The sequence below is a fragment of the Shewanella sp. SR44-3 genome, from assembly GCF_014163735.1.
Lineage (GTDB): Bacteria > Pseudomonadota > Gammaproteobacteria > Enterobacterales > Shewanellaceae > Shewanella.
In genome coordinates, this window is the sequence record NZ_JACJDV010000058.1 from 1 (window position 1) to 12,453 (window position 12,453).

General features: G+C 41.4%; 7 protein-coding genes and 1 pseudogene. All 8 read right to left on the reverse strand.

The window, feature by feature from the left end; translation table 11 throughout:
* Positions 1-91: 91 nt before the first annotated feature.
* Positions 92-613: pseudogene (locus H5073_RS17170) on the reverse strand (integrase core domain-containing protein); the annotation flags it as partial.
* Between the two features lie 71 nt (positions 614-684).
* Positions 685-2,607 carry an EAL domain-containing protein gene (locus tag H5073_RS17175; protein ID WP_182680799.1) on the reverse strand — a complete coding sequence of 641 codons (1,923 nt, stop codon included), beginning with the start codon at positions 2,605-2,607 and terminating at the stop codon, positions 685-687.
* A gap of 8 nt (positions 2,608-2,615) precedes the next feature.
* Positions 2,616-3,290 (reverse strand): transglutaminase-like cysteine peptidase, encoded by a 675-nt coding sequence (locus tag H5073_RS17180; RefSeq protein ID WP_182680800.1) that lies wholly within the window; start codon positions 3,288-3,290, stop codon positions 2,616-2,618.
* A gap of 182 nt (positions 3,291-3,472) precedes the next feature.
* Complete coding sequence (locus tag H5073_RS17185; protein WP_182680794.1) at positions 3,473-4,078, reverse strand: OmpA family protein; 606 nt, start codon at positions 4,076-4,078, stop codon at positions 3,473-3,475.
* A complete protein-coding gene (locus H5073_RS17190) occupies positions 4,075-5,490 on the reverse strand; it encodes a TolC family outer membrane protein (RefSeq protein ID WP_182680795.1) in 1,416 nt (471 codons plus the stop codon). The genes H5073_RS17185 and H5073_RS17190 overlap by 4 nt, the downstream gene beginning before the upstream one ends.
* Before the next feature lie 26 nt (positions 5,491-5,516).
* Positions 5,517-6,899: an HlyD family type I secretion periplasmic adaptor subunit gene (locus tag H5073_RS17195; protein ID WP_182680796.1), complete on the reverse strand. Its 1,383-nt coding sequence runs from the start codon at positions 6,897-6,899 to the stop codon at positions 5,517-5,519.
* Positions 6,889-9,072 (reverse strand): type I secretion system permease/ATPase, encoded by a 2,184-nt coding sequence (locus tag H5073_RS17200; RefSeq protein WP_182680797.1) that lies wholly within the window; start codon positions 9,070-9,072, stop codon positions 6,889-6,891. Before H5073_RS17200 ends, H5073_RS17195 begins: the two co-directional genes overlap by 11 nt.
* Positions 9,073-9,171: 99 nt before the next feature.
* Positions 9,172-12,453 (reverse strand): type I secretion C-terminal target domain-containing protein (locus tag H5073_RS17205; protein ID WP_182680798.1); only part of this gene is annotated, 3,282 nt, incomplete at its 5' end.

Here is a 12,453-nt window from a genome sequence, read left to right on the forward strand (position 1 = left end):
AATGGCTTAGTCCCATTTGATTACATCATGGCTTGCCTTAATGAACTGTGCCAACCAGCACCGGATATAGACAGCCTGTTACCATGGAATTTTAAAAGATAGGTGTAGTTGCCCAGACGCTTACATTTAATCGCTCATACAGCTTGGGCGGTAGATCGTTCAGTGATTCATGTGGCCGATCATAATGATATTCTTCAATCCAACTATCTGTGATTTCCCTAACTTCAATCAAGCTATTGAACAAATAACAGTCTAGTACTTCATTTCGATAAGTCCGGTTGAATCGCTCAATATACGCATTTTGCGTCGGTTTCCCTGGCTTAATAAAATCTAACGTAATGCCGTGTTGTTCGGCCCACATCTCAAGTGCATGTGAGATAAACTCTGGCCGATTATCTTGTCTTAAGCGCTTTGGATAACCGCGATAGGTGGTAATCCGGTTAAGCACGCGTATCACTCGCTGAGCAGGTAAGCTCAAATCGACTTCGATAACTAAAGTCTCACGATGATAATCATCAATGACATTAAACGTTCTTAACGACTTTCCTGAAAACAAGTTATCGCTCATAAAATCTATTGACCAGCATTCATTTGCCTTTACAGGAACGGCTAGTTTCATGATGAATAAATTGCAGATATAAAAAAGCACCAGCGTACTGGTGCTCTTATGAGGCTTTGTATGTGTTAGGACTTCACATTTACCGGTGGGGCGATAAAACCTTGGTATGCGTCGAGTCTTAATGTTCTAAAGCGCTCTAGCTGCTCCTCTTCTTGAATACCTGTGACGATAACTTGAATATCCAAGCCTTTAGCAACGTTAACTAAGGCACGACACAGTTCACTGTTATGTTGATTATCGTCGATATAAGCAAATGATTGATCGAGTTTTACATAGCTTGGACGTAAGCTTTGCAAGTATGCCATGGAACCAAATTGTCTGCCGAAATGATCTATACCAAAATGTGCACCGCTGTCCCTGATAATGTTGCATAGTTTTTCACAGGAGCTCAAATCACTGTATACACTGGCTTCTGGAATTTCAAAGCACATCCTCTCTGCGTGATGGGTAGATCGTAATACTTGTTTTAACCACTGATGGAAATCAGTATCACCAATACTGTTATGGGTTAAGTTAATGGCAATTGGCTCATAGTTTCTTTCAAGTAATTTAGATTCACCAACCTTTTCGATTAAGCATTTATCAAGTAATGATCCTAATGATAGCAATTCTATATAGGGCATAAACTGTCCTGCATGGAGCAACTTATCACCTAACTGAAGCTGACAATAAAGTTCACGCTGGCTAATTTGTTGACTATCACAGAACTGGATTGGTTGCCATCTGAACTGAAATTGCTTCTCATTAATTGCTAAAGTGAGGTTTTCTCGCCATTCTTCACGACTAAAGAGTTGTTGTTGTGAGGTTTCAAACCAGTGGAAAACTTTATTTTCTAGTAGGGCTTTTTGCAGCGCATTATCAGCCTGGGCCATAATGTCAGCAACTTTCATCTGCCCAAATCGTTCGGCTACACCTACGGCAAAGCCTTCATTAGGCTTACAACCTGCTTTGGATATTTCTTTGTTTAGTGTGCGTATAAGAGTTTGTAAGTATTTATTAAGTTGATCGTGTTCAACATCTTCGACTAAAAAGGCGAATTCATAAGCAGCAATACGAGCTATCACAGAAGGCGCTATTTCTTGTAGATGCTGTTCCATCTTTTGCGCTAATAAGTGAATGGTTTCATCTCTGACTTGATAACCATATTTACTATGGACTTCCTCAAGCCAATCAAACTTAGCGAGGAATAGTGCACCACCACTAGGCTCTGTCAGCCAACCATTTAAACGGCTTACCATGTACTGACGATTGGGAAGATTGGATACTTGATCGACTAAATTCTTTTTTCTTAATGCAGAGACTTCTTCATCCAATGAACTAAATACTTGTTTTAGCTGAGATGACATACTGTTAAAGGCTAGCACTAACTCTTTAAGCTCTTCTGTTTTAGGGGTTGGCATATCTGGGCCGAACTGACGCTTTGCGATTCTCTGAGCGTGTTCAGAAAGGTTGTGTAATGGCTTTAGAATTAACGTAAGCCCGATACGTGCACATATAATAGCGATTAAGAACAATACAGCAAACACCATGATGGTATTGGTAATAATGCGCCACAGCTCATGGTAACCAAAGCCTGGGTGAGCGGTAATTTCTATTTCTGCTAATTGTAACCAGCCTGAGGTGATAGTGCTTTGCTTGGTTATGGTGCTAAAAATGTCTAGGTCAATGAACCATTGGGGGACATTTTCTATGCGAATAGCATTATTCCAAACTTGTTGTTTACCATCAACGAGCCAAGTGAGCTTGATTTGTTGGTAATAGCCACCCTCAAAAATGACGTTAACCAGTGTTTCTGCACCTGCTGCATCCCCAGCTTCTAATACAGGCACTAGCATCAGCCCCAGTGAATTACTGGCATTATTTAGATCTGAGTCCATTTGCTGAACTAAGAAGTTTTGCGTTTCGTGAAATTGTACATAAGCGACACTTGCAATGGTGAGCAAGAAGAGGCCGAACAATAACGCATAGATCTGACGGAACAGGGTCATCTTTGTCACTACTCCATTTTTAATTTTGGTTGGCGCAGTCTGTCGACACCTAACCTGTGTTTTAGGTCATTCCATTTCTTTAATCGAGATGAAGAACCTGCTAATACGCCGCGGCCTTTTTCTTTGTTTAGCCAAAGCTGCTTACCGTTAAAACTGTATACAGGTAATAAGTCATTACGCTGGGTTGCAGGTTTTATTTCTCGATCAAGGTTATCTAATACTAGGGGTATTGCACTTGGCGTAGGGTAATAAGCGAGCACCATATGATATTGATTCATTGTAGTTGCTTTTACCATAGTGATCCGCAGCTTATCTTCACTTACGCCGAGCTGTAGTAGAGTGAAATATTTAGCAATGGAGAAATCTTCACAGTCTCCACCATTCACACCTATAAATTCCATTGGCGTAGCCCAATAATTAGAATCTCCCCAAAGAACTTTATCTTCGATGAAGCGAAATAAATTAAAAAATTGATTTACCATTTTTAATTTTTCTAACTCATCGACATGCTCTGCTTTGTTTAACATCTTAAACCAAGCGTTGGCACGCAAACCTGCTCTTTCTCCATAACGTGCTGTCAAAGTGGAAATGATTTTTGCAGAATTTAATCCCTGAGTGGGTGATGCATATAAGCATGACCCTAGTAAAACCGATGTCAGCAGAGATAACTGGCAGGCTCTCATACTCAAAGATTTAGTTTTCAGCTTGGTGAATAAGACCAATAATTCCCTTTCCTTTGTTTATCGTTAGGCATGTAAATAACGAAGAGGCATTTGTTGATATTCAGCATGGCTGAAATAAAAACAAATGCCTTTCGTTGCAAGTATACCGACTATTTCAGTGTGAACGATACAGTCACATATAACTAGTTTACTTGCTGGTCTACAGTGTAGATATTCCACTTCATATCAGCTGCAGTGTCTTCGCCACTAATCTCGGCAATAACGCGACGGTTACGTCTATGGGATTCAGGACTATCACCCATATCTACAGGTCTATCAAAGCTATAGCCAATAGCCTTTAAGCGGCTTGAAGCTATGCCAAAGCGGCTTGATAGCACCTGAGTTACTGTGTTGGCTCTATTTTGTGATAGAACCATATTTAACTCATGACTACCTTTCTTACTGCAATGGCCTTCAATGGTCACCGTCGTGCCGGGGTATTGCTTCATCATGTTGGCAATTAACTCTATCTGGCCATAATATTGCGGATCCAGTTCATAAGAATTAGTTGGGAACAAGATTTTTAGCTCTTGGCGCTCATGGATGGGTTTAATTTGGCCGCAACCCTCGTTGCTAATCGTCGCGCCAGTTATTGTTTCTGGGCAACGTTCACGGGCAACGATAACACCGTCTCTATCTTGATCGTTTAGATCGAACTTTTGCTTAGTAGGCGTATCCATTGAGCTTAAGTCATTGGTAGCGCAGCCCGCAGTGAGTGCAATCATGAGTAATACTAGTAATTTATTCATTCGCCTACTCCTCCTTCATATTGACGCTCTCCCTGCCATACAGAAGGGCGTGTCACGCGTAAAGAATCTAGCAATTGCCCTGTAGCATTAAGTACACGGTATTGAGCAACGGTTTCATCATATTCAGCTTGTAAGTAGTCTTTACGTGCTTCGAATAGCTCATTTTCTGTATCAAGTAAATCGAGCAATGTGCGCTGACCCAAATTAAATTGCTGTGAATAAGCAACTTGAGTCTCTTTGGCTGCAACAACGTGATCACGAATATACTGCTTTTGTGGTGCTAATAGTTCATAAGCATTCCAAGCTAAATTCACCCCTTCAACGACTTGGCGATGGGCGCGTTCATGGATTTCTTTAGCTTCATTGATTTTGTAAGCGGTTTCTTTAGTGCGCGCGAGATCTTTACCACCGGCAAATAGGTTGTATCTGACCCGAACCATAGCGGCTAAGTCATTGGTGTATCCATTGACATTTTGGCTATTGATAGCGCTATAGCCATCTTCACCATTAGTGTTGTTATTCCAACCGCCGTTTACCTCGAGAGTCACTTTAGGGTAGTAGTTAGCCTGGGCTGAAGCGCGCTCATTTTTGGCTGCGCCAATGTCACTCGCCGCTGACTTAAGGATTGGGTGATTATTTTCAGCTAACTTTAAGCTTAGGCTTATATCTGCTGGTAACATATCTGCATCAGGTACCGGCATTATTAAGCTTTCAGGCTCAGCGGAAGCGACACGAATAAACTGTGCTTTGGCATCAAATAGGTTGTTTTTAGCAGAAATAACATTGGCATTTGCCCGTGCTAAACGCCCAGATATTTGCGATAAATCAGCGATTGAACCTAAACCAGAATCGGTTCTTTGTTTAATTTGATCGTAGATATCTTTATGACTTAGTAAGTTCTTTTCTGCAAGATTCAATACTTGCTCAGTATGGATAAAGTTCAAATAAACTTTACTCACCTCTAGTGCTATATCTTCTGCTGCAGCAAATAATGCCCATTGATCTGAACTTGCTTCAAATGAGTAACGATCCACTTCGCTGCTAGTGTAGAAACCATCAAACAGCATCTGTTTAATACTTATGCCAAGTTCACCACGTTCAAGATCGATCTTACCGTCAGAATCGACATCCCCTTGGCTTGGGCCATTGACTCGACGGCGTGTAGATACGCTGTCGGTTTGCTCCCAGCCATAGCCACCGGAAACGTCTACCGTTGGCATATAGCCGGCATAAGCTTGGTTTACTTGCTCTTCACGGGCTTTAAAGCGATTAAAAGCGATGCGCAATTCTGGATTGCTATCCAAAGTATGCGCAACGGCTTGCTCAAGTGTTTGTGCTTGCGCTGTCGATGACAGCATAATAGCCAAGGCTACCGCTGTTAATTTAAGACCAGTATGTGTGTATTTGTTCATGTAAAAAACCCTCCAGGTTCTCTAGCCTAGCGCTCTCTTAGCGCTGTATCTTTTGCTCTTAGTATTGGATTTAAGATGTACTCAAGTATTGATCTTTTTCCCGTTATGACATCAACGCTAGTCAACATCCCGGGAATGATTGGCATCTGCGTGCCATCGTCTTTTATTAAACTAGATTCTTTGGTTCTTACCCTAATGGTGTAAAAGCTATTGCCTTCCTCATCTTGAGATGTGTCGGCACTGATGTGTTCTACAGTTCCTTTTAATCCGCCATAACGCGTAAAATCATAGGCCGTGACTTTTACTATTGCGGGTAAGCCTGGGTGCAAAAATGCAATATCTTTTGGAGTGATTTTTGTTTCTATCAGTAATTGATCTTCTGACGGAACAATTTCAATTATTTCTTCTCCTGGCTGAACAACACTTCCTAATGTGTTGATATGTATTGTTTTTATCGTCCCGTTCACTGGGGAGGTAATCACAGCCTTACTGACTTTGTCGAACGCTCCTATTTGAGCTTGGTTCATTCTTGATAGTTTAGTTTGTAATTCATTAAGTTGCGCACGTAAATCTGCAGCATAGATGAAAACAGCTTCACGTCTTTTAAGGATTGCTTCATCCATTAAAGCCTTCATCTTAGGGCGTAAAATTCTTAAGGTCTTAAGCTCGCCTTGAATATCGTTGACGGTACGCTCGAGCTTAAGTAATTCAACCTCAGGCACTATGCCTTTTTGCGCAAGGGGGCGAGTCAGCTCTAATTCTCTAGAAACTAACTGGTAGCTCTTGGTGAGCGTCGAAATTTTTGATGCGAGTTCCTCAATTTCTTGCTGACGCTGCTGAATTTGGCGAACTAAGATCTCAAGTTGGTTGCTTAAATTATCTAAACGGCCGTTATATTCTTCTTGCTGACGTTTTACCAATGCAGCTTCTTGCTGTATAAGTTCATCCGGAAAAACAAGATCTTGTTTAGTGATCAGTACTTGTTCTCGCCAGTTTGCTGACATATCAGAGATAAGTATGCTATCCAATTCAGCGCGCATTCTTAATATATTTGTCTGTAAGCCATAAACTTCTTGCTCCTGTTGAGCAAAATCGGAGCGAAAACGAGTGTCATCTATGCGAGCAAGCGGCTGACCTTTAGTGACGAGTACTCCTTCTTCAACGAAAATTTCCTGCAATACACCACCGTCTAAACTGTCAATTAACTGCACTTGAGACGAAGGGATAACCTTTCCAGTTCCTGTAGTAACTTGATCTAATTCAGAAAAGTATGCCCATAGAATAAAGCTTACCATCATGGCTGTAAGCGTCCAGATGATAAGTCTGTGTCCAGTAGGTGCATCCGTTAGCATAGCGCCATAGACATCATTAACCATTTCTAGATCTTGGCTGGTAAGTTTATTGCTCATTGGCTTGCGCTCCCGCGAGTAAGCCATAATTAAGCTTCTCTAACACTTCTTTCTTAGGGCCATCAGCCAAAATATGTCCTCGATCTAGCACGATAATTCTATCGACTAACTTTAGCAGATGGGTTTTATGGGTAATCAGCAATAAAGTTCTGTCTTTTGACACATGCTGCATTGAGCGAATAAATTGCTTTTCAGCTCTAGCATCTAGACTCGCAGTGGGTTCATCCATCATGAGGATCGGCGGGTCATTGAGGGTGGCTCTAGCTAATGCAACGGTTTGGCGTTGACCGCGACTTAAAGATAATCCACCTTCACCAACTTGTTGATCGAGCCCTTCAGACTCCAGGTTTGTGAACATGCTGACTCCTGAAAGCTGCACCGCTCTGATGAGTTGATGTTCAGTGACTTGTCTGGTACCAAATAAAATATTATCCCTAATGGTGCCATGAAAAAGCGTCACATCTTGTGGTAAATAACCGAAGTTTCTACGAAGGTCGCTAGGGTGAATTTGCCCTGAATCTAGGCCATCGTAACGAAGACTGCCTTGAGTGGGTTGGTAAAGGCCTACTAGCATTTTAGCTAAGGTACTTTTTCCTGAACCATTGCGGCCAATAATGGCGACTCTTTCCCCAGGTTGTATCGTCAAGGACATGGGATGAAGTGCGGGCTTTTCTGAATTAGGGAAGCAGAAGGCAATGTTATCAGCAGTGATCTTTCCTTGGAGCCTATGCTGGCTAGCGAGGTGGCCTTTATTTTCAAACTCATCTTCTTGAGTCATTATTTGATCAAGTTGCTTCAATGCACTCGCGGTGTGATTACCACGAGTAATCAAGCCTGCAAGCTGCGCCATAGGAGAAATAGCACGGCTAGCCAGGATTACCGCAGCAATAATACCACCCATAGATATTTCATTATCTGCAACGCGATAGACCCCTAAAATAACAATACAGACTACGCTGAATTGGACAATAAAATTCGCTACATGGGTGACATGGTTGGTGAGCTTTTTGGTAATAAGCTGCCAGTTTGCAGTATGACCTATCATCTGTTGCCAGCTTTTTTGAACGAGACCCTCTGCGCCATTGGCTTTAATCGATTCGATAGCGGTCAAGCTTTCAATCAGATGCCCATGTTTAAGGCTAGAAAAACGGTTACTTTCCTCGATTGCGGCTTTTAATTTAGGCTGAATATAAAGAGTAAAACCGATAATTAAGATACTTGCTACCACTGGGATTAATGCGAGATCTCCAGCAACAATATAAATAATAATGATAAAAAATATCGCGAAGGGTAAGTCGACTAAAGTAGTAATTGTCGCAGAAGCCAGAATTTCACGTATGCTATCAAATTCACCCAGCTGCCTTGCGGTACCACCAACACTTGGGGAGCGTTTTGATAGTGGAATACCAATAGCCTTAAAAAATAGCTTTGACGAAACGATGATATCGACTTTTTTACCTGCAATATCGATTAAATAGCTGCGTAATTGTCGCATTACAAAATCAAAAATATAAGCGATACCTGCACCTATCGCCAACACCCATAAAGATTCAAACGCTAAATTTGGTACGACTTTATCATACACATTCATGATAAAAAGTGGTGATACAAGTGCGAACAAATTGACTAATACGGAAGCAAGGAGTGCGTCTCTATAAATAGGTGCCGATTCTTTTACTGTCTGCCACAACCAGTGAGTCGTGTTGTCATGAATATGGACATCAAAACTTTTATCACCTCTGTACTCTTGTTTGATTAGGAATAAGTAACCTACATAAAGTGACTCTAGGTCGCCTAAAGTGAGTATTTCTTCACCACCAGTTTCAGGTAGTTGAATGGTGGCCCGGTCGCTATCTAAGTCAAGTTCCCTTAGCACACAGGCTTTTTTATCTTTTAATAGCAAGATGCATGGAAGCATTATTCCAGACATTTGATTAAGATCTTTGCGAGATAACTTTGCTGCAAGTCCAGCTCTAGCTGCCGCTTGAGGTAATAGCTCTGGAGATATAATTGCACTATCTAAAGGTAAGCCCGCGGTAAGTGAATCACTCGAGCAAGGACTGCCAAAGTGGTCTGTAAGTAATACAAGACAATCAAGAAGGGGATCCACAGTGACTTTTTGAGAGGCAGATATGGTCCACTGTTCTTGGTTTTTAGGGGCAATTGCTGACACCTTTAATACTTATCCTTGAATAGTTTTTATTATGTAAAGTATTTATCAAAACGGCTTATATTGCTATAAGCCGTTTTTATAGTTAACCCTTAAATCACATTACACTATGTGTTGTAATTTATCTAAAGGTCCGCTCATATCAATATTTATCGCTGGTGCTGTAGTACTTGCGACGGTATCTACAATTAATGCCCCGTCTGTATTTAATAGCCCATTAATGATAGTACCTTCATCGCTGCTGCCATAGATGCCAGATAAGTCAACTCCATCGAGAACAATAACTTGGCTTGTGGTTCCAGCCCCTAAGCCGTCTGTATCAATGGTGATAGTGGTTGAGCCATTATTAAAACTAAAGCTTAGAAAATCTGTTAAGTTGCCATTTTCCTCACCCACAAGCAGGTCACTCAAGTCTAATTTGTCCTCTGTAACATTGAAATCGGTTATATGATCAGTCCCTGTCTCATTAGCTGACCAAACAAAGGTATCCTTGCCAGCATCACCGATTAAGGTATCGTTACCTAAGCCGCCGATTAAGATATCATCACCATCACCGCCGATTAATAAATCGTTACCGCCTTGGCCAAATAGGATGTCATTACTATTACCACCACGTAGAATATCATCACCATCATTAACATTAGCTAGATTAAATTCGTGGATATTATTAGCTATATAGTTATGTACCGCTTTAATATCAACATCATTCACGTCTATGCCTGTTTTTAGAGCAACGTATTGTTTGAGTGCTGAGTAGCCTTGGCCGCCAACTCCGGCAAACTGGGTCAAGTCACCAAAAATAATATCATTACCAGCACCACCATTAACAATATCATCTCCTTGCAGTAACTGTGTTTCTGTTCCCAGGATTACAGCCGCAAGCTCATTGGCATTAACATCAGTGATAGGAGTTTGATCCGAGTCATAGTTTTTCAGTGTATTGTAATTAATACCGTTACCTATGCCGATAGCTTCTACATTCGATATATCGTTTAAAAGAGAAAACTCGTAAGTTGCATTACTGTTGGGGTAACCATCAGTAATAAAGTAAGTTAAATTCTCACCATTAGTTAAGCCAGAGAACCAGTTAGTTGCTGCATTAAAGCCTGCTTTATAGTTTGTCGTCCCTCTTGCTTCCATTTGACCGAGAGAGTTCGTCAATGTAGCAAGTGCATTTGAGTCGGCTAAATTGACTGACACAGCAAATTGAAGGTTTGTATCAAAATCTATGAGTAAAATCTTTACTATGCCTGAGTGGTCACCTGTTGCGCTGGCTTTTAGCGTATTAAACACAGTTGTTAACTGAGTCCGCATTATACTAAGTGCGGTGTCACCAATACTACCGGAAGTATCAACGATAAAGGCAATGTTATAGTCTTTTCCATCAACAACTTGTATCCCCGTCTGGTCACTGACGATAACGTCATTTGCTTCAGTACCTGTGATGTTATTATCACCATGTGTACCAGGAACATATTCATAGGTAATTCTAACTTCTGCAGTATCAGTTGCACTGATTGAAGTGTTATTAGACAGATCTGTTTGAGTGGCATCTACAGTGATTGATTGACCTGAATCAGGTGCAGTCTCAGTCCACGTAATTACCCCATTGCTGTAGCTAAAACTGGTACTAGGTGTCGAACCATCTAAATTTACCAACTCCCCCGTGGGCGTTAGCTTTAACTCGAAGGTTTCGGGCACCCCAGCGTTATTAATGTTTAGCGTTACATATCCGCCAATAGCAAGCTCAGCGTGACTAACGTTAACTTGAACTTGTACGCCATCATTATTTATTTCGTCATTGGTTAACAGACCGTTGTTATTCAAATCATCTAGAATTTGAACGCTAGGTACAGTTGGGGGAACCGTATCTAATAAGGGCTTCACTGAGAAGGTCGATATAACATAATCGCCGTCACCATCTGTTGCTCTAACTGTAAAATCAATATCGCCATCACCAGCCGGTGAAAGGACTTCCTCATATTGGAAATAATCCCACTGACCTGTACCTGGGGTGAACTCAAGTTTGAAGACTAAATCGCCAGCATCAGTTCGGCCAACTAAAGTGTTGCCTGCCATAGTAATGGTAATCGCTTCACCATCTGCAGTTTGTAGACCAGTTTCATTACTTCCAAGTAGCTCTAACAGTCCTTTTCCATCTGCTCCCCACTGAGGCGTAACGGTTCCTGTTGCGTAAGCCATAGCTACAGGGGCGTCAGTTCCAATAAATTCAATCGATTTAATGGTCATGTCGCTATTATCAAGCGGGTTATTCTTCCCGTTATCTGTGGCTCTGATAATCATAGTATCGAAGCCTCCGTCAAGAACTTGGAAGTTCGCTGCATAATCGCCATTACTGGCATCAGAGCTAAAGGTTTGAGTGGAAATTAGCTGACCATCACGCCAAAACTCGACGATTCCACTTTCTAACTCTCCACCAAACATTTTAGTGAACTCGATTTTTACACCGTAAGCTACGGTATGCGGGTCTAGTGTGACTACAATTTCTTCAGATGCAGACGAGCCATCAGCAAATTTCCTGAAATCAACTTCATTGGAAATATTGTGATAGGGTGAGCCCACACTGTTCACACCAATACCTGAGCCTGTACCGTATATATTCGTATCAATTAATGCCGAATTAGTGGAAGAGGTAAAACCTTTGGCGGTAATGGTGAATCCATTAAAATCTAACTCACTGTGATTACCGCTGTTACTGGTTAAATCGAATTTACCAATTAATGAGTTAGGGATATCAATTGTTGTTACATCAACAGCAGAGCTTTCTGTTAATACAGGTGCATCATCTTCTATAACAATATTAAAGCTACCCGTTGTTGAGCTTGTACCATCGCTTACATTGATTCCAAGTTGGAGTGACAAATTATCTTCTTCTGTAGTAATAGGGTGATCTAATACATCAAGTAAAGTTAATGTATAGTTCCAATTACCAGATGAGCCGCCTGTGGGTGAGTCTAATACTATAGTCATCACTGCAGAGTAAGACGTTGAGCCTAAGGTGCCAGTGTAGCCTGTCAATGTTTGACTGTTTGCGTCCCATATCCAGGCAATTGTATCCCCACCTGAAGTGAAGCCACTAGGTCCTGAAAGAGACACGGTTAATGCATCTCCATCAACATCTTGAATATTAATAATACCCGTAGCAATTGTCGCATTGGTTGTATCTGTATTACCTTGATTATCAACTAGGCCATTAATTAAGCCTTCTTCTGAAACCGTTGCATTCGATGTGGTAATTATCTCAGGGATGTCGTTGGTGCCGGTGATGGTGATGGTGACCGTGTGCTCCGTGCCATCGGCACTCAATACCACAAAGGTCTCAACCTTGGTTTCGCCTTCCGCCAAATACTGCACATCGGCGTT